At 40.4% G+C, this 25037-nt stretch carries 17 protein-coding genes and 2 tRNA genes; 7 read left to right on the forward strand and 12 right to left on the reverse strand.

Annotated features, from left to right (window positions below; translation table 11 throughout):
* Position 1 precedes the first annotated feature (1 nt).
* On the reverse strand, positions 2 to 595 hold the full coding sequence (locus TVG_RS04350) for a DUF998 domain-containing protein (RefSeq protein WP_010917067.1): 594 nt from the start codon (positions 593 to 595) through the stop codon (positions 2 to 4).
* A gap of 150 nt (positions 596 to 745) precedes the next feature.
* Between TVG_RS04350 and TVG_RS04355 the strand changes: the two genes are divergently transcribed.
* Positions 746 to 2035, forward strand: coding sequence for an MFS transporter (locus TVG_RS04355; RefSeq protein WP_010917068.1), 1290 nt, complete (start codon positions 746 to 748; stop codon positions 2033 to 2035).
* A gap of 164 nt (positions 2036 to 2199) precedes the next feature.
* Here the strand turns inward: TVG_RS04355 and TVG_RS04360 are convergent, their stop codons facing one another.
* The gene (locus TVG_RS04360; protein WP_010917069.1) at positions 2200 to 3801 is read right to left on the reverse strand and encodes a hydantoinase B/oxoprolinase family protein; all 1602 of its coding nucleotides are present in this window, start codon (positions 3799 to 3801) and stop codon (positions 2200 to 2202) included.
* Between the two features lies 1 nt (position 3802).
* On the reverse strand, positions 3803 to 5773 hold the full coding sequence (locus TVG_RS04365) for a hydantoinase/oxoprolinase family protein (protein ID WP_010917070.1): 1971 nt from the start codon (positions 5771 to 5773) through the stop codon (positions 3803 to 3805).
* A gap of 78 nt (positions 5774 to 5851) precedes the next feature.
* Here TVG_RS04365 and TVG_RS04370 point away from each other — a divergent pair, with 78 nt between their 5' ends.
* A complete protein-coding gene (locus TVG_RS04370) occupies positions 5852 to 6079 on the forward strand; it encodes a hypothetical protein (protein WP_048053990.1) in 228 nt (75 codons plus the stop codon).
* A gap of 122 nt (positions 6080 to 6201) precedes the next feature.
* Here the strand turns inward: TVG_RS04370 and TVG_RS04375 are convergent, their stop codons facing one another.
* A complete protein-coding gene (locus TVG_RS04375; protein WP_048053991.1) occupies positions 6202 to 6438 on the reverse strand; it encodes a hypothetical protein in 237 nt (78 codons plus the stop codon).
* A 258-nt stretch (positions 6439 to 6696) separates the two neighbouring features.
* The gene (locus TVG_RS04380) at positions 6697 to 7569 is read right to left on the reverse strand and encodes a phospholipase D-like domain-containing protein (RefSeq protein WP_010917071.1); all 873 of its coding nucleotides are present in this window, start codon (positions 7567 to 7569) and stop codon (positions 6697 to 6699) included.
* 673 nt (positions 7570 to 8242) lie between these two features.
* Between TVG_RS04380 and TVG_RS04385 the strand changes: the two genes are divergently transcribed.
* A complete protein-coding gene (locus tag TVG_RS04385) occupies positions 8243 to 8455 on the forward strand; it encodes a DUF167 domain-containing protein (RefSeq protein ID WP_048053992.1) in 213 nt (70 codons plus the stop codon).
* Positions 8456 to 9213: 758 nt separating this feature from the next.
* Here the strand turns inward: TVG_RS04385 and TVG_RS04390 are convergent.
* Together TVG_RS04390 and TVG_RS04395 are read right to left on the reverse strand one after the other, a co-directional pair.
* Positions 9214 to 9287 (reverse strand) — tRNA-Ile (locus TVG_RS04390).
* Position 9288: 1 nt separating this feature from the next.
* Positions 9289 to 9361, reverse strand: a tRNA-Asn gene (locus tag TVG_RS04395).
* Between the two features lie 412 nt (positions 9362 to 9773).
* On the opposite strand from TVG_RS04395, the gene TVG_RS04400 reads away from it, so the two are divergent.
* The 4 genes from TVG_RS04400 (at position 9774) to TVG_RS04415 (ending at position 16865) form a co-directional block, all read left to right on the forward strand.
* Complete coding sequence (locus TVG_RS04400; protein WP_010917072.1) at positions 9774 to 11798, forward strand: ATP-dependent DNA helicase; 2025 nt, start codon at positions 9774 to 9776, stop codon at positions 11796 to 11798.
* Positions 11776 to 12699, forward strand: a complete 924-nt coding sequence (locus tag TVG_RS04405) for a class I SAM-dependent methyltransferase (protein WP_010917073.1) — start codon at positions 11776 to 11778, stop codon at positions 12697 to 12699. The genes TVG_RS04400 and TVG_RS04405 overlap by 23 nt, the downstream gene beginning before the upstream one ends.
* A gap of 172 nt (positions 12700 to 12871) precedes the next feature.
* The gene (locus TVG_RS04410) at positions 12872 to 14179 is read left to right on the forward strand and encodes an FAD-dependent oxidoreductase (RefSeq protein WP_010917074.1); all 1308 of its coding nucleotides are present in this window, start codon (positions 12872 to 12874) and stop codon (positions 14177 to 14179) included.
* Between the two features lies 1 nt (position 14180).
* Entirely contained in the window at positions 14181 to 16865 is a 2685-nt protein-coding gene (locus TVG_RS04415; RefSeq protein ID WP_010917075.1) for a DEAD/DEAH box helicase, read from the forward strand.
* A gap of 8 nt (positions 16866 to 16873) precedes the next feature.
* Here the strand turns inward: TVG_RS04415 and TVG_RS04420 are convergent, their stop codons facing one another.
* The 5 genes from TVG_RS04420 to TVG_RS04440 form a co-directional block, all read right to left on the reverse strand.
* Entirely contained in the window at positions 16874 to 18556 is a 1683-nt protein-coding gene (locus TVG_RS04420; RefSeq protein ID WP_010917076.1) for a peptidase, read from the reverse strand.
* A gap of 254 nt (positions 18557 to 18810) precedes the next feature.
* A complete protein-coding gene (gene alaS / locus TVG_RS04425; protein WP_052268466.1) occupies positions 18811 to 21441 on the reverse strand; it encodes an alanine--tRNA ligase in 2631 nt (876 codons plus the stop codon).
* A gap of 148 nt (positions 21442 to 21589) precedes the next feature.
* Positions 21590 to 22012 carry a GAF domain-containing protein gene (locus TVG_RS04430; protein WP_010917078.1) on the reverse strand — a complete coding sequence of 141 codons (423 nt, stop codon included), beginning with the start codon at positions 22010 to 22012 and terminating at the stop codon, positions 21590 to 21592.
* 71 nt (positions 22013 to 22083) lie between these two features.
* Positions 22084 to 22977, reverse strand: coding sequence for a mechanosensitive ion channel domain-containing protein (locus tag TVG_RS04435; RefSeq protein ID WP_010917079.1), 894 nt, complete (start codon positions 22975 to 22977; stop codon positions 22084 to 22086).
* 755 nt (positions 22978 to 23732) lie between these two features.
* Positions 23733 to 25025, reverse strand: coding sequence for an MFS transporter (locus TVG_RS04440; RefSeq protein WP_010917080.1), 1293 nt, complete (start codon positions 25023 to 25025; stop codon positions 23733 to 23735).
* Positions 25026 to 25037: the final 12 nt, after the last annotated feature.

Raw genomic sequence — 25037 nt, forward strand, 5'->3', positions numbered from 1 at the left:
GTCACCGATTGATACGAAGTTTTCTAAAGGCATAAACAGAAACTAGTACAGACCAAGATCCTAGGAGTAGCGCTTCTATTATTTCGGGAATGGATAGACCAACATTTTTTATTGATATAAATTTGAATACGAAGCCTATCCCTATGAATATGTCGATCAGTGATAATATTGAGGCAAGCATACTATATAATTTAACGTAGAATGGAAATAGCCTTGGAATGCTAGCTACGATTATGCCTATTGGAAAGAGTAGGAAATATATCAGAGCAAATATGAGATGATAAGGCGGGTGGTCTTCGTTGAATACTCCTACAAGTGCGAGCGCAATGCCACTTATGATGAGGAGTGCGCCGATCCGTTTTTTAAGTCCAATTTCGAAGAGTGCCATTACGAACAATACGTTGAGAAATCCCTCGACTATTATTCCTAAGTTAAATAGGTAGCCGTACGGATGCACTCCAAGATCGCTAAGGGCATTATGCTGCCATGTGAACCATGGGCTAACCGCCACGTCAATGAATACCAATGAAATTGCAAAGATTGGGCCAACTATTCCGGCCAGAGAAAAATAAGAAATATATTTATTACTAGCCATATGCTGAGATCAATGTTAATATATAATTAAATATTTTCTAAATATTTTCCCATATTTGATATTGTTATTGCAAAAAGTTGCCATGTCTCTTTCCCTAAAGGTTTATGAATAACCAAAAATATTTATAAATAAATTGTTCATGTACACTGTATGGAGGCAAGCCAAACCTCTCTAAAGGTAAACACTCCAAGAGAGATAATTTCGGCATCTATGATTGGCACAATAATTGAATGGTATGGGATATTCATTTTTTCTAGTGGTGCGATTTACATTGCGGACGCTTTTTATCCCACAGTATCCAAATCCGTTGGAATACTTCTCACTCTTCTGACTTTCGCGCTTGGTTTTGTTACTCGTCCAGTTGGTGCTTTTGTTTTTGGCCACTATGGGGATAGACTAGGCAGAAAGAACATGCTCCTGATTACTCTTCTTATTTCTGGGATATCTACCGGGCTTACCGGTGTTATCCCGGATTATGTTTCCATTGGCATATGGGCAATTATTTTGTTGGTGGTGTTAAGACTAATACTTGGATTTGGCCTTGGAGGCGAAAGGGGAGGGGCCATGCTACTTACTCTTGAAAATTTCAAAAGTAAAAGAGGGTTCTGGGCTTCATTCGTGCAATCAACTGTGGGAATAGGACTAATTTTAGGAGTGGTTGCTTTTCTCGTTTTAGAGTTTCTCCTGCCTTCAAGTGCTATGTATTCTTATGGCTGGAGAATCCCGTTTTTACTGAGTTTTGTTATAGTTGTAATAGGTTTGCTGATTCGATATAGGATCAAGGAGACGCCCATATTCGAGGCAGCAAAGAGAGAGAAGCAGATATCTGGATTACCTGCGAAACAACTTTTTAAAAGAAACTGGAAAGAGGTCATTGCTGGGACGATTCTCGCCGGATCAAGTGGTAACTTCTTCTATTTTGCCATAGGTCTTCTACCGGTAATTTTTGAGAGCACTAAAGTTATAACGATTGATGAGGGTCTTGTTGCGACATTTATATTCGCCGTAGCCGACATAATTTTCGTATTTGTTGGGGGGATTGTTTCAGATCGTTATGGAAGACGCCCTATCCTCCTTATGGCAAATGCAATAGCATTGGTACTCCTTTATCCAGCCATATATCTAGTAAGCCCAATTGAGTTCTCAGCGATACTTGCATTGTTCGGACTTGCCCATGGGTTAAGCTATTCTCCCCTGGGTGCTTTAATTTCTGAAATATTTCCAACTAATGTACGATATTCAGGCAACTCAATGAGCTATCAATTTGGAAACGCTTTTATTGGCGGACCTGCCCCATATGCCTCAGATCTTCTAGGGAGTGTATTTTACCCATTATATCCCGTATTTACCCTTATATTCATCATAATTGCGTTTGGTGTAATTGTTAAGTCAAAGGAAACGAAGAATAATTCCCTTGAGGTGACAACTGCCGTAAATTGACTCCGTTGAGAGACTATAGGTGAGTCCAAAGGGATCGAAAAACCGTTTGTGTCCGCCGTTCTTTTAGATTCCAAGTGAAAGTTTATGTCGCCTTAGGGATTTTTCTATATAAGGTCTGTTGCTGGGTTGATTACCCGGTGAAAAATAATATTGAGACAGGCCTGTTAAACTTCTTCTTCAGCTCTTCGGGATCTACGCTTATTCTCTTTGCTTGGTGCCCCATATCCTGATCCTCCAGGTGTCATAGCTATCACTTCATCATTCTCATTCAGTTCCACAATGCACTTGCTAGGGCACTTCACTCTTTTGCCATCAGAATGCACAATAAATAAAGCCCCGGTCTTTCCGGTTCCACCGCCCATAAGTGCATATGGAGGTATCTTGAACCTATCTGCTATGACAGAAAGCGTGGAGGGTTTTAGCACTCTGAATGATCTTATTATGCCGTCACCGCCTTTCATCAGCCCCTTTCCCCCGCTACCTCTCCTGAGGGTATATGATGTGAAGAACAGGGGATACTCACGTTCAGCCACTTCTATTGGCGTATTGAGAGTATTGGTCATGTTACTGTGAACACCTGAAACTCCAGGACGAATCCTGCTTGCACCATTACCTCCCCCAATTGTTTCATAGTATGTCCAGTATGTCCCATTCCCTCTGTCCCCGCCCAGCATTATGTTAAACATGGTACCGGAAGAAGCGGAAGGAATAGCTCCAGGTATGCAATCACTGAGGGCATGAAGTACAACGTCAGCAATTCTCTGTGTTGTTTCGACATTGCCTCCAGAAACAGGATGTGGTCTATCAGGATTCAATAGTGACCCCTGATCCGCCCTGACATCTATCATTGAATAGAACCCCTCATTGGTAGGAACATCAATATCCAATGCACTTCGAATTGCGAATGCGGTGGCAGAAAATGTGACGCCGGGAACTGCATTAATAGGATATTCTAATTGCGGAGAGGTACCAGAAAAATCAACCAGAATTCCATTATTCTTGACTTCCAGTGCAGCCTTTATCACAGCAGTTCCATAATCTGTCTCAAGGTAGTCCTCAGAATAGAATTTCCCCTTCTTCCATCCTGAGATCGCAAATATTGCAATGTCCCTTGAACCCTTTATCAGCTGGTTCCAGGAAGAGATTGTATCTTCGGGGCCGAATCTCTCAAAAATTTCTCTTACCCTTGATATACCTCTCTTGTTTGCTGCTATTTGGGCATTGATATCCCCATTCGCAGTGTCGGGGTCCTTGAAGTTATTCACTATAAATGAAAAGACATCAGGATCCAATATTCCTTTTTTCAAGAGCCGTACAGGAGGTATGATGAGCCCCTCCTGAAACAAATTCTTGGCGTGAGGATTAAGGCTTCCAAAAACAGGACCGCCAACGTCAACATTATGCGCTTTATTTATGACGTAAGCCAATAGTTTTCCCTCATAATATACCGGTGCCATCAGGGTTACATCATTCAGGTGGGTTCCAGAAATATATGGATCATTGGTTATTAGCATATCGCCATCTTCCAGGATCAAATTATGAGCCTGCAGCCAGGACATTATATTCCTTGCTCCAACTCGGAATGACCCCAGATGTACGGGTATGTGCTCGGCTTGGGCGACAATTCTACCATCACTGTCAAGCACTGCGCAGCTGTGATCCATCCGTTCTCTTATGTTGGGGGATATTGCTGATCTTTTCAGTGCTGCCCCCATTTCCTCAGCAACATACTGGGTAGCCTTTGATATTATCTCACTCTCAGCCATTTCAGATCACCTCCATGTCGAGTTCTCCATAGGATCCAACCTTAGCTTTCCAGTTGGGGGGGATGTATGTTGTTGATCCTTCCTCGTCAACTGCAGCAGGGCCTGAAATCACGTCGCCGGGACTAAGAGTGGATCTCTGATAAACATCCACTTCCTTCCACTCATTATCGATCATCATATTTCTCGTACCATACGTCTTCTGAGATCTTTCAATAAGGCTCCAATCTGGCTTTTTACGGTTCAATACTGCAAAAACACGGATTGCGACTATTTCAATTTCCCTTCTGAGATTGAAACCATACGCCTCGAAGTGGAGCTTTTCAAAATCACTCTCTATGACACGTTTATCAGGCACAGTTACCGGAACTGTTAACTCAGATCCCTGGCCCACGTAACGGCAGTCTGCATACATTGAAAATTTCGCATCTCCATGCTTTGCTGACAAAATGGATTTAAGTTCTTCAAAATCATCCTCAAGGTTTTTAGGATAAGCTTTTCTTGCTTCATATTTCCAATCAGAAAACAATAATCCCAGTGCACTAAAAACTCCAGGGTTGGGAGGGATAATTACACGTTTAATATTAACCTCCGAAGCTACTCTTGCAGCGTGCTGTGGTCCTGCACCTCCGAAACCCATGAGCACAAAGCTTTCTGGATCGAGACCCCTCTCTACAGTAACTAGCCTAATCGCTCTGGCCATTTCTAGGTCCGCAAGCTTAAGAGCCTTGCTTGCAACCTCATATGGTTCTCCAAGCTTACTCATAGCTTCAATCGCAAGGTCCTTTCTTAGCTTAAAGTCACTCCCGGACATTTTTTCATTAATGATTCCAAGTATTAGGTTTGCATCAGTAATTGTGGGTTCTCTTCCCCCTCTGTCATACGAAACTGGACCTGGATCAGAACCTGCACTCATGGGACCAATATTAATGGCACCGGATTTATCTTTCCAAACAATGGTTCCTCCACCAGCAGAAACTTCTGCCAGATCTACAAACGGAAAACGTATGGGGTAACCAGAACCCTTAACAATTCTTCCATGATGAGAGGTCCCCCCAACCTCAAATTCGGAAGTAATCTCAACATTGTTTCCCAATACTGTTCCAGCTTTGGCGGTGGTGCCACCCATGTCGAAGCTGAGGATATTACTTATTTTGATTTGCCTGGCAAATTCATTAGCAGCTATGACTCCTGCGGCCGGTCCAGATTCAATGATTGATACCGGCTTTGACTTAGCTTCTGAAAATGAAACCAAACCTCCCGCACTAGACATGACACTCATTGATGGCTTGTATTTTTCGTAAAGTGAAGCCTCCAGTTTTCTCAAATACTCAGATACAACAGGAACCAGTGCAGCGTTTACAACAGTAGTTGCAGTTCGTTCATACTCCCTGGGCTCTGGAGCAATTTCAGATGAGATAGATACATGAGGAAATCTATCTTTAAATAGTTCAAGAATCTGTCTTTCATTGTTGTCATTAATGTATGAATGCAAAAAGGAGACAGCTACAGACTGAGGTTTCTTTTTTTCTATGAGGTCAGCTAATTTCTTTGCACTTACTTGATCGACCGGCTTAATGATCTCACCATCAACGTTGGTCCTCTCGTCAATTTCAAAACGCATGTTCCTGGATACCAGTGCCTTTGGTCTTACAAAGTTTAGGTCATATAACGAAGGGCGATTTTGTCTACCAATTTCAATTATGTCCTTAAACCCTTTTGTTGTTATCAGGGCAATTTTAGGAAGGTTTAAACCATATTGCCCTAGAAGAGAATTTGTAGCAATCGTCGTCGCATGAACAAATTCATTTAATTCCGTTAATTTTGCAATCTCTATACCATTTAATACACCTATTTCCGGGTTTCTAGGTGTTGTTGGAACTTTGAATACTTTTTCAATTTTAGAATTTCTCATGACGACAACATCTGTAAAAGTACCACCAATATCAACGGATATTGATACAGTATCAGGCATATATTACCGAACCACTTTCCGATTCTTAAATTTTTGTACAACAGCGTCATATTTATTCCACATCGTAATTAATAACACTTGATCCAGTCCCTCGAAAAGTTCCTTAGGAAACCATGTAAGTATGTTTCCTCCATAACTGAGGTTGATTTCCGTTCCAAGGAATTAAATCTCTTCAGGCATGCAGTTATGCTTGTGGAATCGGCCATATCCTATAAAGATCTAACAGATATATTTATGGACAGCGTTGTCAGCAGATCACAGCTGCCAAAGCTTGATACTTGTGCATCTATACATTATGGAGCATAATTATTCCTGTACTGGATATCCCTCAGCAATAACAGAGATATATTTTACCCACACCATGGTGAATGGATCAGGGAAGTACAGAAACCAGAGAACGGCATAGAGGCACATGAGACGGTATTTGTTTAGCTGCTAACTGTTCTCATGGAATCCATGATGACACCTGCAAATTTCAATGATTCCCCGGAGATCGATGACCTGCTGTCAGGAATTGATCCTGATACAGTGAAACATTCCATAATGTATTTGGTCTTGGATATTTTGATCTTGACAGTCTCATTGGCCTGAAGGAAAATGTCGTAAGATTCGTTACAAGGATAAAGAAGAATGCATAATGCATCGTAATTAAGAAGTATGAACATTCCAGCATCATCAGATTTAGGAATGGCCTTGTCTTAAGGCATTGTGAGCATGGAAATCGGCGGTAAACAGAGGGATTATCTACCCGACATACTGGAATTCCGAACGTTTACATCCACTTGATATATTCCCGGAGGTAGAACATTGATATTGTTATTGCATATTGATCTCCATACCTTAATTAAAAAACGTTTAGGTCTGGCATCGATATCTTCGCACTAGTTATTGCAAATATATTTGGCATATGCTACTGCTTACTTTTAAATCTTTTCAGATCGTTTCCAATCTGCTACCATTATTCTTTTAATTTTCCTCCTGTCAGATAGGGATCGTATAATTATCCCCACTTCCCGGTTTCTATTAAGGCTCGTAGATGTAAAATTCTGTGATCCTATGAAAACGTAATCCTTGAATAATACAGCTTTTGCGTGCATGTATAGTCTATCTGGAGGCATTAGTCTCGCTTTAACACCTCTCTCCCTCAATTTTTTCATATTGGCTATATCATTTTGAGAGGCAGAAGAAGGTATAACGATCTTCAATTTTCTTCTCCTGCTGGATAACGTTTCTATTATTCTTGTATCATCTCCAACTTCTTCGCTTTCTACTAGTTTCGACGTTCTTAAAATATGGAGAATCGTGGATTCAGATCCAGGTGAAATGACAAGTTCTTTGCATCTAATTCCTGTTTCATTTGAGTTCTCCCAATCCGATATGAAAAGTGACATAAGGCATTTTCTGATTTTACGGTTTTTGCCTATGTAGATGTACTCTCTATTCCTTGAAAAGGAAGCTTCAGTCATATTTGCGGTTCCAATTTCGAAGTATTTTTCTGATACCATATACTTTGCGTGATCAAAAACATCGCTAGCATCGAATCTGGGTGGAGATAATTTGACGCTTGCACAGGTTGACGATAGTTCTTTCACGTCTACTTTTGATTGGCCCATCCCGTACGGCTTCCCGTCAACTATTATCCTTACATCGACGCCTCTCTTTTTAGCCTCTCTAATCTCGTTTATGATGCGATCATCATCAATCAAATAAAAATTCATGAAGATCTTCTTCCTAACTCGTCTGATAAATTTAATAATGGGAACTATGCCATCTTGAGGTTCAACGTAGATTGTCATACGCAGTATGACAATGCACCGCTATTTAAAACCCTATGTTTCACTGCAAATACAACTAACTTTATTAACAAAAACTCGAAAAACGAAGTCTAGCGTCGATTTACGTTTACATTTCATATTAACAATTCAAATACTTAGGTTTAACTTACAAGTATTTTTTGCGTATGGAATAAAGTAAAGATTCTAAAATGTTATCTGATATTGAATTTGTCATAGAATATTTTATCAATAGAATTTTAGGGATAGCCCCGAAGTAGATCTTACCTTTAATCGTATATTAGAATCTATTAGATAATACACCAACTTGCGGCCGAGAACTAGGCAATCAGAATAATACATCTTCAAGACAGCAAAATTGATTAGAAAAGGGTCATATAGATTTGCCAGCCGTTATGCAAACAAATAAGAACTGAAGGAAATGTTCTAGGAAGAGATAACTGGAAAATTGCATATAATCTCTGTAGGCTTCTGCATGTAATGATTATCCCCATGATACGCAATAATCAATTATATATGCTATTTTTCATAAAATAATCTTCTTTTACTTTATAAAGATCCGTTTTTTAGTCCGCACGTCAAGAAGTAAAGCAATCCTGTGTTCTGCTAAGATAGACGATTGCCTTCCTTGAGGCTAAGACTTAAGCTGCTAAATCAATTCATATTTAGAGTCAAGATGATAATTCACGTCAAGGTTAAACATGGAACGGGCGATATCAAAGAAGTTGCTGAAAGCATCATAATATTTACAAGGGAACCTAGAGAAAATGGAAGAGCAAATAACGATATTATCCAACAAATAGCCAGGCACTATGGAGTTAAGCCGTCTCTGGTTAGGATAATAAGAGGAAAATATACGACAAATAAAATCATAGAGATAAGAGAATGATTTTTCCTTCTGGCAAACATAAAAATCATCAACTAGATCAACGTTATGTAATTTTAATCTTTGAGTAAACTGGTTTTATTGACATTGTGACTTTATTGTATCTATCTATAATGTAGTCATCTCCATGCATCTGTTTATTAGGTATTTACAAAGAAATTAAAAATCTAAAGCAATAGGTGAAATCTTATAATTTTTATGTTGGAATGATCTTTTGTAGCACTATTTATGTATTATAGCAAGAAGTACCTCAATATTTGGCTATATGGCGAACGGGACAAAAAATGTTAATAGCTTGATAAGTAATTTAATGCTTCATGCCTGAAAAAGTAAACCGCTATGGATGAGGCTGCTTATATGATAACTAGAAAACCTTGCTTTCGATTATAGATTACTCGGCAAGGTGATATATTACTATTGTATGATATAAAAATAAGACAGTACAACATTATGAGACGTGTAATAAATCTTTTTGTCAATTATTGCTCGTTAACCAACTAATCTGCATGGAGAAATTAATATTTGTTTATGAAAGCGCAATTGATCGGGTGCAAACCTTTAAGCTTTAACTTGGGTCGATCAACGATAAGCTTAATAAGAACAAAGGAAAAGTAGTTAATGGAAATCTAGTTGTTTATATTCTCTAAATGGCCATTCTATCATCAAATGCCTTTCTATCCATTTAAAATAAATGTATTATACGCTATCTTATGATGAAGTTAAAAAAAGTCTTCGATGTTTTATTCCATTTGCATAACAAATGGGGATGACCGGGTTTGAACCGATGACCACCTGGTTATGAGCCAGGCGCTCTGCCTAGCTGAGCTACATCCCCACGCCGCTGATCGGTCTCGAACCGATGACCGCTCGGTTAACAGCCGAGTGCTCTACCAACTGAGCTACAGCGGCACTAAATCCGATAGAGCTAATTTCTTATTAACTTTTTCGCAGGTCTGAGCATAAGGATCTGCGTTATATTTTGGTCTTATGGGCTGTTAACCTTATCTTTTTGCTTGATTACATTGTTGTTTAAAAATCTTTCAAACGTCTTTGGATAACTACTTATCAGGATCGGATCGCCCTGTATCATGCTCAGTCTCTTTTTTAGCTTTCAAAATTAAATGAATCTTCGTACGACAGACTGTTATTGAATAAATATCCACACAAGTAATAAATAAGGCTTCCTTACTAACAAGACCACCGAAAATTGCCTTGTATGAGGTTTAAATTATATTGACATGCCTATCTAAATTTCTTGTTTTTTATATAAAAACTATCTACGCAAGCCTAAGGCTTTTATAAGCTTGCAATATCGTGGAACGTGAAAATCAGCGATCTTGGTTATGATGAGTCGTTCCTTGACCTCTTTGAAGGGAACGATTTTGAACTTTACGATCACCAGCGCATGGCAATTGAACAGTTCCGCAAAGGGAAAAATATAATGGTATCAGTTCCCACTGCAGCTGGTAAAACACTAATAGCTTATTCTGCCATATATGAGACCTTTAAGAAAAAACTAAAATCGATCTACATTGTCCCATTAAGATCACTTGCAATGGAAAAATATGAGGAACTCTCTAGGTTGAGAGAGCTAGGGATGAGGGTGAAATTATCAATAGGGAACTACGATGATACACCTGATTTTATTAAGAGATATGATGTCGTAATCTTAACTTCAGAGAAAGCTGATTCATTAATGCACCATGATCCGTACATGATGGAAGAAGTTGGTTTGATGGTGATCGATGAAATACACATGATAGGTGACGAGTACAGGGGCCCCACACTAGAAACAGTTATTACAACTGCCCGGTACGTTAATCCAGAGACGCGCATAATAGCTCTATCCGCCACTGTATCTAACGCATCTGAGATAGCGGAGTGGCTTAATGCAAGCCTCATAAAGAGTTCATTTCGCCCAGTGCCATTGAAAGTCGGTATATTATATAGGAATAGGCTTTTCCTTGATGGAGATGCAAGATCTGATGTAGATATAAATTTACTTGTGAAAGAAACTGTAGACGACGGCGGGCAGGTTCTTATCTTCGTTAGCTCAAGAAAAAGGGCGGAAGATATGGCCAAGAATTTGTCCCAGTTGTTTGATCCTATAAATGATCTAAAGGTAAGTAGTGAAGATGCAAACGTATACGATGATCTCTTGAACGAAATGTTGCCACATGGCGTTTCATTCCATCATGCTGGCCTGAGCAATGAACAGCGCTCTTTCATAGAAAAGGCGTTCCGACATCGAAAGCTAAAGGTAATAGTTGCAACCCCGACTTTGGCTGCTGGAGTTAACCTGCCTGCTAGGCTTGTAATAGTAAAGGATGTAACAAGGTACGGGGATCTAGGCATTACATACTTATCTAATATGGAAGTAAAGCAGATGATAGGCCGTGCTGGCAGGCCTGGATATGACCAATACGGAATCGGAATAATATATGCAGCTTCAGCTAACAGCTATCAGGTAGTTAAAGAGTATATATCAGAAGAACCCGAGCCCGTAGATTCCTACATTGGAAAGCCAGAAAAAGTGAGGTTCAATACTTTAGCAGCAATAGCAATGGGCCTAGCGACTTCTCAAGTCGAAATGGAAGAGTTTTACCGATCAACATTCTATTATGCACAAAATGGTGAAGATGAAATACCCAATAGAATAAATGAGTCAATTAAATTTCTCAAGGAAAACGGTTTTATAAAGGAAAAGGACAGCCTACGAGCAACAGAATTCGGTAAAATGATTAGCAATCTATATATTGATCCGGAAAGCGCGATAATACTCAAAAAGTACTTTGACGATAACGATGACATAGATACAGCTCTTTATTACATCTCGCTTTGCAGGGAAATTGCTCCAATCAATATGCAAGACGACTATGCAGCTATGGAGTTCCTTGAAAGTATTGGCCACATTGATGGAGACATCGAAGCGGCCAAGACAGCGCTAGTATTGAGGGAATGGATTAGCGAAGCTTCAACAAGACGCATATTTGAAATGTATGGCGTAGCGCCTGGTGATCTACAAGCAAGAGTCAACAACGCAGACTGGATATCTTATTCGCTGGCTCATTTAGCTTCAATTTTCAAGCCGGAGCGGAGAAGAAAGTTGGAAATACTTAATATGAGAATAAAAGAGGGAATTAGAGAAGAGTTGATGGATCTTGTCCTGATACCGGCTATAGGTAGGGTAAGAGCACGCAGGCTATATGAAGCGGGCATACATAACGTGCAGGAATTGGCTTTTTCCGATCCATCTAGAATAAAGATGCTGTACGGTTTTTCAGATACTCTCGCAAATGCAGTCGTAAAAAGGGCGAAGGCTATTGTCTCTGAAAGGATTCGTTAAGGTTGAAAGGAGGATGGCCGATCGTACCATAAAGATGCTGCAGTCAAGAGGGTACTTTGATTCTGATTATGAAATAAGGCACGAAGGAGATTACGTCCTAATCCCTGTTAAGGATGGCTTCACGGGACCAGTTGTCGTGAAAGATGCGGAAAAAAAACCAAAAGTAATTCCTGCTTCAGGATCATTCGATATAATAGGCACTATAGCTATAACAAAAAAAGACGATGTTGAATTTGCAAAAGAAATTTTAAAAACGCACAAGAATATAAAAAGTGTTTACCTTGACAAGGGCGTAAAGGGGAAAGAAAGAATACGTGATCTTGTTCTTCTCGCCGGGATCGATAGCACTGTCGCATTGTATAGGGAAAATGGATGTATCTTCAAGATAGATGTATCAAAATCCTATTTTTCTCCCCGCCTCGCAACGGAGAGGCGCAGGCTTGTAGATTCAATATTAGATGGGGAATTTATTGTTGATATGTTTGCCGGCTCCGGCCCAATAAGCATAGAGGTAGCTAAAAAAAGAAGAGTAAAGATAATAAGCATAGACATAAACTGTGCTGCAATTGAAAGCCTGCAGGAAAGCATGAGATTGAATTCACTGCTTGGGACAATTACACCTATATGCGGTGATGCTAGGCAATTAATTAAGGATATTCACGATGCAGACCGCATAATAATGAACCACCCTACTGATGCATTTTCGTTTTTGCCATGTGCTCTAGAAGCTTTAAAATACGGTGGCCACATAAATTATTACGAGATCTTGAATAAAGATGATGTCACAAAAAGACTTGCAGACTTTAATTTTATGAGGCTGAAGGTATTTTCTTACCATAGAGTGCATTCCTATTCTAAACTATCTGATCTGATTTCATTTGATCTAATAAGGGAAGGCTAAGAAACACGAAAATTTGCAAGAAATCTATTTATATTAGATATCACTCAACTAACCGGAGGTGGCGTGTTTGGTCTTCAAGAAGATGGATTATGATGATGACTTCGACGATGAAGACGAAGATGACGACGATGATTTTTAAAAATCTATATATGTTATATTTTAATGATAGGGCATGAAGATCATTGTAATAGGAGGGGGGGCGGCTGGCATGTCGGCTGCCTCCAAAGCTAAGCGTGTAAATCCTGATTCAGAAGTAATTGTTGTTGAATCCGGTTCTTATGTATCGTACGCTGAGTGTGGGATACCGTACTATCTTCAAGGTGTCGTGGGCCATATTGAGGATCTTCTGCACTATCCATTGTCAGAGTTTACAGAGAAAAGAGGTATAAAAGTTCTCCTTCACACTACTGTTACGAGAATAGATACATTGCATTCATCTGTATTACTCAATAACGGCGACGTACTAAAGTACGATCGGCTTATTATCGCTACAGGGTCTCGCCCAAAGCCCATTGACGTTATATCCGATAGAACAATCTCAATAAGAAGCTTAGAAAGTGCGATGAGAGCCCGCAACCTGATTGAAAAGTCCAAGGACGTGACGATAGTTGGGGCGGGTGTACTGGGGGTAGAGTTGGCATCGGTTCTCGCGGAGTCTGGTAAAAACGTTAAAGTCATATCAAAATACGATAGGGTTCTGCCGCAGCTCGATGAAGACATAGGCAAAATTTTCCATGAGTATTTTTCAAGCAGAATAGATGTACAAAAACAATCCAGCTTAAAGTCCGCAGAGGAGGATAGGGGAAGAGTAAAGATAACAACTAGCGTTGATGATCACGAGTGCGATGCAGTCATTTACGCTACAGGCATAATACCTAATTCGGAGATAGCCGTGGAAGCTGGCATTAAAACAGGAGATAGAAATGCCATTCTTACAAACGGGCACATGGAAACTTCTGAACCTGGAGTTTATGCTGCAGGAGATGTAGCAACAGTAAGAAATATAGTCACAGGTCTTGACGAGATGATGCCGCTTGCACAGATAGCAAATAAAGCGGGGCGGGTGGCAGGATCAAATGCATCCAATTCGGAAATGGTTTTCCCTGGAGCGCTGGGAACCACGCTTGTAAAGGTCTTCGATTATGAAGTTGGCTTTACAGGGATCAATGAAAGTAGGGCTAAAGCTCTCGGAATTCCATACGAAAAGACTTTAATAAAAGCTAAGAGCAGGGCAAATTATTATCCTGGAAAGCAGGATATATACGTGAAGATAATTTACGGAAAAAACGATAAGAGGCTACTCGGTGCACAGGTAATTGGTACAGATGGTGCAGCATGGCGTCTTAACACCATAGCCACTGCAATATTTGGCGGCTTTAAAGTGTCGGACTTATTCTATGATGATCTTGGATACACGCCACCTTTCGGCCCTGTCTGGGACTCTATCGTTATTGCTGGAAGCGTATCTATGAGAGAGTGAAATGGAGAACGCCTTTGATCTATTGGATAAACGCATAATCTCAGTTCTTCAGACCCACGGAATTACGGATCCAACAGATCCGCAGGAAAGGATAATACCAGAGATACTCGACGGAAAAAACGTACTTCTACTTTCTCCCACTGGGAGCGGAAAGACAGAAGCCGCAGTTATGCCCATATTCGATATGATCCTCAAGAGGCATCCGGACAAGATCTTCGCAATTTACATAACTCCGTTGCGTGCCCTCAATAGGGATATAGTCTATCGATTGGTCGAATATGGGAAGGATCTAGGCATAAAAGTCCAGGTTAGGCATAGTGACATGACGGATTCAGACAGGAAAAGGATGACTGCTGATCCTCCGGACATAGTGGTCACGACGCCTGAATCTCTTCAGATACTATTGAACGGAAGGAACCTCTCAAAACTAATCTCGAACGTAAAGATCGTAGTGGTCGACGAATTGCATGACGCAGCTGAAAATGAGAGGGGATCTCAGCTTTCTGTTGCTCTTGAGAGGCTTAGGGATCTTGCAGGCAATTTCCAGAGGATAGGGCTTTCGGCAACAGTGGGCAACCCGAAAGACCTGGCAAAGTTTCTTGTTCCAGAAGGCGAATGCGAGATAGTGGCTACTGGGCTCAGGAAAAACATGGATATCGAGGTTATGGTTCCGCAGGAAGCATCGGAAGGAGATGCTGAAATTATGGGGTGTGATAGACAGTATGCCGGTGCAGTACTCAAGGTATGGGAGCTGATAAATCGTCACGCCGGGTCGTTAGTATTTGTAAACAGGCGCTTCGTGGCCGAAGATCTTGCTTTCAGGCTAAGACTCAAGTTCGGTGATATACCTGTACTTGTGCACCATGGTTCTCTTTCCAGGGAAACAAGGGAAAATGCAGAAAACTCTTTCAAGGAGGGAAAGGTTAGGGCCCTTATATGCACGTCAAGCCTCGAACTTGGGATTGATATTGGTACCGCAAGCGCTGTGATACAGTTCAACTCGCCCAGGCAGATCAACAAAATGATTCAGCGGATAGGCAGATCCGAACATTGGATAGGTCGCACCTCCAAAGGATACGTTGTTTGCACGGATGTTATAGAGATGGAGGAAGCTATAGCCATAGTTGACAGCATAAAGGAGGGAAAGATAGAGCCAGTGCAAATAATGAGGAATTCCTTATCTACACTGGCCAATCAGATCTTGTCTGAAGTAAACTCTAAAAAAAGAGTAAATGTTGATGCATTTTTTGCAACTGTAAAGAGGGCTTATGCCTTCGCAGATCTTACCTACGATGAATATATGGAAGTTATCCACTTTCTTGCCGATACCAAGAAAATATGGCTTGAAGATAAATTCATCGGAAAGAGGAGAAACACTTTAAGATACTACATAGAGAACATATCAATGATACCGAGCGAGAAAAACTATAAGGTAATCGATATCACAGGCAAGTTCATAGGCACACTGGACGAAAGGTACGTAGCCTCTGACATAGATGCCGGTAGCTACTTTGTCATGCGGGGCAACACATGGCGGGTAATCCGCCTGGAAAAGGACAGAATACTTGTTGAATCGTTCTTTACGCCGGCTGTTGCACCCAGGTGGACAGGTGAGGATATACCTGTTCTGTACGATGTAGTCGATAAGGTATCTAAGAACAGGCTGGCAAAAAGAATACCAGAGTGTACAGATGAATTTTCAGCAGAAAAACTAAGGCAGTGGTACTGCAACGATGTTGCAACGTCCGATGAAGTCATCGTGGAGAGCTACAATGATGAGATAGTAATACAGATCTTACTTGGAACAAAGGGGAACTTCGCCGTAGCTGAAGTACTCTCCAATTTGCTCTCATCAATAACTGGAGAAAGTGTGGAATCGGATTACTCTCCTTACCATATATACCTTAGGACGTCCAGAAAGATATATGCAGATGACGCCAAAAAGCTGATACTAGATGTATTTGGAAGCGATTTTGAACAGTACCTTGCCGCATCCGCTCCGAGGTCCAGATTTTTTAAATCTGTATTTTTATACGAAGCCAGAAAGTTTGGCGTAATAAGTGCTGAAGCTGATCTGGACAGGATAAGGATAGACAAAATAATGGATGCTTATATGGACACCGTCCTTTATAGGGATTCAGTAAGAAAACTCATAAACGACTATATGGACGTTGATGCTCTTCGATCATTCAAGGCGAAGCTGCCAACAATCAATTTTATCCTTCGAGATTCCATATCGAAGTCGTCAGACATATTTATATCGCATTATTCCGAAAGGATAACACCGCTAAGGCCGACAAAAGCCATACTTGAGTCTGTGAAGAATAGGATAATGAATGAACGGGTCTCCCTTTATTGCCTTAGCTGCGGCAGTGTAAGGTCATACAGAGTCCGTGACTTAAAGGTGCCGAAATGTGAAGCATGCGGATCCAGGTTAGTTGCTGCACTATCAGACTATGAAAGAGACAGGATCAAAGATCCGGAATACAGAAAACGGATAGTTAAGAATGCTCACCTTGTAAAGGAAAAAGGGATAGATGCAGTCATGGTTCTTACTGCCCGTGGAATAGGCCCGGAGACTGCATCTAGGATATTGGAGGTAACATACGCAAGCGAAGAAGATCTGATAAGGGCCATACTAAATGCAGAGATGGACTATGCTAGAAATAGGAGGTTTTGGGATTAATGCCCGATCTATTTTCCGAAGTTCAGTATTGCAACGTCTCCTTTAAATTGGCTGTTGAAAACTAAAACGTATACTGTTTGCTTCAAGTTTGAATATACATCTATTTGGAAATTCGCACCAGGTTCTAAAAAATATGGATAAAGCGAACCTATTGTTTCAGTGGAATTGATAACGGTTACTGAATAATTTCTGTTGAGCGACGAAAACGAAACGATATTGAGCGACATGTTCCTGTTCGTTTCGCTTTGAACGTATAAGCGTGCTGTTGAGTTTACATAGGAATCTGCGATAAAAGGCCTAGAGGAATTGATGAGAAGATTTGACGTCAGTTCTATGAAATATAGCGATATCGTATAAGCGTAGCTGCTTGTGGCTGTATAAACTTCCATTTTGTAGTTATATAGGCCAGGAGTATTTGACGTAAAATTAAGGCGTATCTCGTACGATTTTGCCTGCAAGGGTTCTATAGGCCCAGGCTTTGAAGTTATATTTATAGGCAGATTTGGTGATATGGAGAAAGCGGGTGTGATCGGCGAGTTGCCGTAGTTGGTTATATTTAGCATCATCATTATGTTTGCAGAAACGTTGGACGAAGAAGATGTAACGATAAAATTATTCTGGCCGTAGTCTACAGAGAACTGAGGGGATATTGCATGGAACGGAGTAGGAATAAGCCCGATCAGCACTATCAACATCAACGAAAGGGCTAGGGCCTTGCCTGACGCCTTTGTCCTGCTAACGTTGTTCATTGGTTCCGGGCCCCTGATGCCTATTATCAAGACAAAAACTAGAATTATTAGCCAAGACGGATAGAGTATGCTCAGACCAATTATGGCTATAATAGACGCATAGGACAGATATATGGAGTTTTTGCCTAATAATGCAGATGAGACTAAGCCACCATCGAGGTATCCTATTGGCAGTGCATCGAACGATGATACTATCACTCCGATCCATCCAGCATACGCTACAGGATATAGTATGCCGTTAGAAGGGATTATACTGCCCATCACCAACTGAAAAACTATTGGGCTTCCTACCAATAGTATTGGTGATTTTATACCCTCTACGGTGGGCCTGCCCATCAGCGACATATACCCCCCGATCATAACGAGGAGCAGTGATACAACGAAACCAGAAAATACAGAAAGTACAGCCGTTTCTATCATCGATTTCTTGTTTGGGTATGGCACAGTTGGTGCATTGATCGTGCCCATAGTACCCATTCCAATTGGGTCTGGAACAAAAATTGGAAAGGAATACTCCATATTGTTACGGCGCATTGCAAAGTACCTTCCTGCTTCCCTGGATCCGAATACTGCGAAAACTGGTATCACGAAGGTCAATAGGGTAAGGTACATCGCATAAATCGAATTCGCCGCAAAGTAAGATGATACGTATCCATAGCCAACGTAAAGCAGGGTAGCAAGTGTGATAAGAGCCATAAGCATTTTAAGGCTAAATCTGCGGCTAGCATTGTGTTCCTGGATGATCACTATCTCATCAGGGTTACGTGTAAATGCAATTAATCCTATGTTTCTGAGGTCGCTTTCCAAAAGAGAGAAATATTCTTCAGGATAGTAATCTATATCTTCGACATGTACGTAAACATCGCCATCTTTCTCTTCAATACGCTTTACTCCATAGTATTTTGCAATTAATCTCCTAATTTTTTCTAGATCGTGATCCATCTGTCGATGCTATATTTAAAATCGCATTAATTAACTTTGGCGATGTTCAATGCGAATTGCGCGGAATGAAAGTTGATCGGCTTTTAAGGGAAAATCTTAGTTTTTTTAATATTATAACAGGTTTACATGTATCAACTTAATATTTTCAGCACTTCGAATTAACAGAATCGATCAATTCGTAAATGTCTTGTCACGTTAAACGTAACAATTATAATTTTTTGGCAAACTGCAAATGTTGTTATTTATTTGGAAGGTCAGCGTGTTATAGATAGCTCTTTATGATCGACAATCACATAGGAAAGTTTGTCATTTCCTTCGGCATCCGTGTGCAGTAGATCGTGCAGTATTTGTTTAGACTTTCCAGATGGGGAGATGGCTGTATACCTAAACTTCGTACCAACCCTGCTCTCAATTATGACTTCGATACCTTTGGAGTGTGCGATCCTTGAAACTATGTCGATATCGCTTGTTTCAGCTTCTATTGCAGGAATCTCCTTTTCCCCAAGCTTTATCGAGTTGGATTTGCGTATTTCCTCCTCTATTAGTTTTGTACGGGCAGAGTCTAGATCTCTTTTTATCTTTGAAAGTTCTCTAACAGTATTTTCGACGAAATCGCCAGCTTGATCTATGTTCTTTTTCGATATATTTGACACCCTGTACGCTAGATCGTAAGAATCTTCAAAGAGCTCCAAAGCCGGAACACCTGCAACGAACGTTATCCTGTATATGTTCTCTTGGATTGCTTCTATCTTCTTTATCTTAAGCACACCTATCGACGATATATTCTTTAGGTGTGTACCACCGCACCCCTCGGCATCTACCCCTTCAATTTCCACTACACGTACTTTTGGAGAAAGCGGAACGCCACCTTCAAAGAGCCTAAAACCATACTTACCTATGGCCATATACCAGTCAAGGTTCTTTACTGAAACGGGTCTCCCTTCGGTTATTAATTCGAATATCCTATGTTCGATCTTTTTGATGGTGTCCTCATCAATTCTTTTGTAGTGGGTTATGTCAAGGTGTGATTCCGACACGTCTTTCTGAACACCGCTCTGCCATACGTGGTCTCCGAGAATATCTCTAAGAACGCCGAGAAGGAGATGCGTAGCTGTGTGGTGAACCATAAGCCTGCTTCTGCGTTCCCAGTCTATGACGCCCTTTACACGCACGCCTTCTGGTATTTCTCCATCTAGTTTGTGAACAATAGCATTTCCGTGTTTTTGTACATCCAATACATTTATTTTTTTGCCCTTAAATTCAAAGTAGCCATGGTCTGCTGGTTGGCCGCCACCCTCTGGATAAAACGCTGTCTTGTCTAATATTACTTCGTTACCCTTTGAGTACATCACTAGGCCTGTAAATTCCCTCATTGTGGAATCATCATAATAGAGTGTCCTAGTCTCGATGTTCGGGTATACTTTTGCACTTTTCTTTAAAGCCGACTTTTTCTCATGCCTGCTTATTACCATGGCGTGAAAATTCGGAGGTATCATTACTTTCAAGCCTTTTTCAGCAGCCATAGCAGCAACAACGTCAGGGCTTATTCCATGTGAATCGTAGAGCAGAACTAGGTCATCGATGTCTATGCTTTTCTTGGTTTTCAATATCTTCTCGATGACCTGCTGGCCTCTCTTCTCTAGTTCTGAATATTTCTGCATTTCAATGCTAAGCACGTCTTTTATAAATTCAATGGGAAGAGGTTTTACTATATCCTTTAATTCGTTGTAATTCCTCTCGATAAGGTTAATTAGGCTGCCTTTGAAACCAATATTTTTCTGTGCACGTATTGATCTCCTTATTAGCAGCCTGGCAAGATATCCAACCTTAACGTTTGACGGTATTACGAAAGCCTCGAACATATGCATAAGGGAACGGGCATGATCTATAAGGACAAATATGTCCCTTACCTTCTTCGCTTTCTCAAATCTTTCAAGAGCATTAGGGTATTTTTCACCTAAAGTAGATAGAACGAAGGCCTCGTCATAAGGTTCCCTCATGACAGAAACCCTGACAACATCAGACAAAAACTCGTTGTCAATGCTTTCTACATAGGAATTCTCTAGTACGTAATCTATTATCTCTGGATATATCGCCTGATAAACTGTCGGTGTACCCTGGGACAACCATGTAAGCCTCTCAAGGCCGTAGCCTGTATCGACTATCTGCATATCCATCTTTGTGTATCTAGTACCTTCTATCTCTACCTCTCCTTCCTGGTCTTCTTTCATATCCATAAATACTAATGTAGCTACTTCGAGACCGCGTACAAAAACTTCCAATGCATTTCCGGCATTTCCCCCTCCTGACCAGGGTTTTTCCTTATACGTTATTAACGATCCATCTATCCCAAGGCCATCAGTTAAAAACTCATAGGAGTACCTAACGGTTTCTTCTTTCCAATATACGAAGTCGTTTTTGCTGTTAAAAGCATCATGGCAGAGCATCTCAAAGCTAGTCAGGTGTCTGCCGGTTACACCGACAAGATCTACGTCGTTCATTCTAATACTTGGTTGTGACATTACGATGGGATTGCCCGGTGGCTTTACTATACCCGATGTCACGTGAGGTTGAAAATCATATATGGAAGCATTAACAAGAAGTACGTCTTCTCTCCAACGCGGAACAACCGGATAAGGTTCGAGGAGCTTGTGACCTCTCTTCTCAAAGAAATCGAAGAAAGCCTTCCTCATCTCACTCAACGTATACTTCTTTGGAACAGGGGGATTGCCAATGAAGGTGTATTCGTCACAAGGAGTATCTCCGCAGGTTTCTCTCCTGCTATCAGTGGTCCAGAAATATGAGCCGCATACACGGCAGATCTTCTTTTCGAAGCCGTTGTTTTTGAAAAATTTGAGATCGAGTTCACCTGTCTGTTTTTCCATCAGCATATGATTTTAACGCACTATTTTTATCTTTTTGGAATCGAATTCAAATTAACAAAAATTAGATATGGCTGATACCAACTATGCACAACTATTTTTAGATTCGCCCGCTTATTTTTGTGCTTTTCTGCAAAAGACACGATAGATATCATAAGCTAAGCGAAGACACTAATGGGGCGATTAAATCAGCTACTTTAGAAAGGAATTCTTCGTCAGCTTTATCAAACGCACCCTTAGTATCCGAATCTATGTCTATCTCGCCTATGGGTTTTCCTCCATATCTTACCGGCACCACTATCTCGGATTGCGTAGACGGGAAACAGGCCAAGTATTTTGGGTTGCTCTTCACATCGTATTCATTTACTACTTCATTTTTCAACACTGCTAAGCTACACAGCCCGTCACCGAGGTTTATGACCTCATGTTCTGTTTTTTCACCTACGAAAGCTTCTAACTTTAACTTTCGATTCTCCATAACGTATACGCCTACCCAATCATACTTTTTATTGCTCTCTTTTAAGATCCTGCAAACTTCCTGAAGAACCTTTATGGAAAAATCATTCAAATCCATGAAGCCTAAATGAAAATCTGGATAAATGTTTTGCCTGAAATTTGGCTTTGATTACCATAAGGGATATTTAATTATTGCTTCTTTAAGGGCTCGACTATACCTATAACTTTCTGTAGTATCTGGCTCCTCACTAAGTCAGCATCTTCACCTTGGAAATCACCTCTTACGAGTATTATATAAGTATTTACAGTAGTCTCATCTATCATAACGCCTATATTCCTCGCACCTGGCAGAGTTCCAACTTCATCAACTATTTTGTTGTAAATATCGTTGAAATTTATATATTTTGGAACCTCGTACCGTGCCTGGACTGTTACGCTACCGTGCCTAAGGGTTATTGCGGCTTGAATCATTATGTTGTTAGGTATCTTTACTACATCGCCAGATTCCAGAGCTATAGAAGTATAGTTTATCGATATATCTGAAACGATGCCCCTATAAATCGATCCTTCAATAAAATCCCTGGAAAAGTACTTGGGCGGATAGGAAGGAAATGAAACTGGAAACTGCCAGGTATTGACTACTATGTGATCTCCAAGCTTAAAAGGACGGACAATAGAGAGAAAGAGCCCACCAAAAACATTTGCCAGAACACTTTGTGCGGCCAGCCCGATGATTGCGCTGAGAAATGCAGATCCCAGTATAACTGAAGAAACATCTATTCCAAGGGCAGCCAGTACTGCGAGAGAAATTATAAAGTATCCTAGGAGGCTAATTATAAACACAATGTACTTTAAATGCTTGAATTCAGAATGCAGTGAAATGAACCTCTCAACGTACTTGGTTACGATTCTTACTATGGCATAGATAACGAGGCCTATTACGACGGCATACAATATCCTGGAAAATTTTATTGGAACAATATGGAAAAGGCTAAGCACGTAAAGAAGCGCGAGTAAAACTATGATTAACACGATCATACTGCCCACGTAGACTGCGATCGATTTTCCCTTCGCCCTGTCCATGCAAGTTCATTGTTCCATTGATATATAGTCTTTCTGAAATACTCTGTAATTTTAGAATGTTCATTATCAATTTTTTGTTGATTTTTAATGGAACGACCCCAAGTGAAACTATAATGAATCATGAAACAGTGTAGGTAGATTCAACATAAGTTAACTGCAACAGCTGTGTATGCATACAAGGACATAATTCGGAATTTTCTACCATCTTATAAATAAAGATGCTCATGCACGAATTTACTGATAGCGGTTAACCTTACGATATATTATGATCGATAAGATCATTGCATCAATTAATTCTGGATTAAAGGATGCTTATAATGAAGTTAAAAAATAAGGTGGGCCTTCGCATTATTATTTATAGGTAATCAATAAAACAGTCCTGCTTGTTAAAATCTACAGACAAAATATGAAAGAAACAGAAAATAATCGTACCGTATATGGAGAAACTAATGTTACCGCATGCTATTGTTTTAAGATCATCTATGATAAGCTTATTTTTCCTATATGTAATGTTTGGTATATTGATCGATAGCATGGATGGGGCACAATGCAGTATTGAAATGTGATTCGTTTAGTATTTTTATAGATAGAAATGTAAATAGATCGACGAACACAAAGAAAGGTCTTCGTACATGTCCGAAAAGATTCTTTAAAGCCTCGTTTAAGTAAAGATGTAAATCAGTCAAAAGATTCGGAAAGTATTACAGGAAGTCAAACGTCAACGGACATTTGACAAAGCCAAAAAATCGGACTATTCATCTCTGGCGTGGCACCCCACCAGATGGGAGCCCAGAAAATACTCTGCTTAGTATGCCGATAAATGGGTTAGGTCTGCCCCTTCTTGCTTCCGGCTCCTTAAGACCAAGGAAAAGAAAAGAAGATGTAAATCTACCTGCGGCTATAATCGTAAATGTGATCGCAACTGCAGCGTGTAGGGGTAGATAACCCAGGAAGTTACTGAGGATAAGCCCACCAGACATCGAACCAGCGAAATATATTATACCGTTGAACCCATTTATTATTGATATGTACTCTCCTCTATGTCCCTCAGGAACGATATCCATGAGGTATGAGTTCATGACAACATTTTGAAGGCCAGAGGCTATGCCGGAGTACACCTCCATGCCCATGAACTCAAGGAAATTGGAGAAATATCCATACATTAGAGGGATAAAACCAAGCATTATCCTATTAGCAAAAATTAAGGGTACTCTATTTATACGATCCGCAAGATTCCCTACAGCCCTTTGAATAAGCATTGTAAAGACTATATTGGTAGCGGTTAAAGCAGATACCATTGGCAGTGAAAAGTGCATTACTGATACTATGGTTATAGGAAATATAGGCCAAGCCATTGACCAGAAAAACCCCTGTACATTCATTGCCATGAAGTAATTGAAAAAGTATCTGTTATTTCTTGCCTCAGAAACAGTACGTATTATATTTTTGGTTAATACGGTCTTTCTTCGAACCTCTTTTACCTTCGATATGAGTATAGCGGAGGCTATATACGATACCGAACCAAGTGAAAATGGAACTACGAGCTGATCCCTGGAAATCCCATGAAGTAGAAATACCATAGCAAGAAGCGAGATGAGGTTCCCTGTTCCAGATATGTTATTTATGTAGGATAAAAACGATCCTCTCGATCCATAGCGGGAAATATCCGTGAGCAGGCTAAACCAGTTTACAGCGATCATTGCTGATATTAGCGACATAATAGAGTAGCTGATTATCAATTCGTATGGCGTTCTTATGAAAGCCATAAGAATCCAGTTTATTGCCAGTGCTATGCTCGCTGCAAATATCCATGGCCTTCGATATCCCGTTCTATCGCTCAGCCTGCCCCAGAACAATTGGCCTGCGTTGCTAAGAGAATTCGAGAAGGCCTGGAGCATGCCCATCTCTATCGGTGATGAACCTAACAATACTCCATATACACCTATGTATGAAGAGGCTGTGTTGGCTCCAAATGATACCAGAAAGGCCCTCAGATTTATGATCAAAGAGTTCTTTGCGGCATTGTCTTGGCCAACGAGTTTTTTCATTCTTTTGCCTTA

The sequence above is a fragment of the Thermoplasma volcanium GSS1 genome (assembly GCF_000011185.1).
In the GTDB taxonomy this organism is placed as follows: domain Archaea; phylum Thermoplasmatota; class Thermoplasmata; order Thermoplasmatales; family Thermoplasmataceae; genus Thermoplasma; species Thermoplasma volcanium.

Excerpts from the sequence above, each read along its gene's own strand:
- TVG_RS04350 (WP_010917067.1), bottom strand. The coding sequence starts at position 595 with ATGGCTAGTAATAAATATATTTCTTATTTTTCTCTGGCCGGAATAGTT.
- TVG_RS04355 (WP_010917068.1), top strand. The coding sequence starts at position 746 with ATGGAGGCAAGCCAAACCTCTCTAAAGGTAAACACTCCAAGAGAGATA.
- TVG_RS04360 (WP_010917069.1), bottom strand. The coding sequence starts at position 3,801 with ATGGCTGAGAGTGAGATAATATCAAAGGCTACCCAGTATGTTGCTGAG.
- TVG_RS04365 (WP_010917070.1), bottom strand. The coding sequence starts at position 5,773 with ATGCCTGATACTGTATCAATATCCGTTGATATTGGTGGTACTTTTACA.
- TVG_RS04375 (WP_048053991.1), bottom strand. The coding sequence starts at position 6,438 with ATGTTCATACTTCTTAATTACGATGCATTATGCATTCTTCTTTATCCT.
- TVG_RS04380 (WP_010917071.1), bottom strand. The coding sequence starts at position 7,569 with ATGACAATCTACGTTGAACCTCAAGATGGCATAGTTCCCATTATTAAA.
- TVG_RS04385 (WP_048053992.1), top strand. The coding sequence starts at position 8,243 with ATGATAATTCACGTCAAGGTTAAACATGGAACGGGCGATATCAAAGAA.
- TVG_RS04410 (WP_010917074.1), top strand. The coding sequence starts at position 12,872 with ATGAAGATCATTGTAATAGGAGGGGGGGCGGCTGGCATGTCGGCTGCC.
- TVG_RS04415 (WP_010917075.1), top strand. The coding sequence starts at position 14,181 with ATGGAGAACGCCTTTGATCTATTGGATAAACGCATAATCTCAGTTCTT.
- TVG_RS04420 (WP_010917076.1), bottom strand. The coding sequence starts at position 18,556 with ATGGATCACGATCTAGAAAAAATTAGGAGATTAATTGCAAAATACTAT.
- alaS (WP_052268466.1), bottom strand. The coding sequence starts at position 21,441 with ATGGAAAAACAGACAGGTGAACTCGATCTCAAATTTTTCAAAAACAAC.
- TVG_RS04430 (WP_010917078.1), bottom strand. The coding sequence starts at position 22,012 with ATGGATTTGAATGATTTTTCCATAAAGGTTCTTCAGGAAGTTTGCAGG.
- TVG_RS04435 (WP_010917079.1), bottom strand. The coding sequence starts at position 22,977 with ATGGACAGGGCGAAGGGAAAATCGATCGCAGTCTACGTGGGCAGTATG.
- TVG_RS04440 (WP_010917080.1), bottom strand. The coding sequence starts at position 25,025 with ATGAAAAAACTCGTTGGCCAAGACAATGCCGCAAAGAACTCTTTGATC.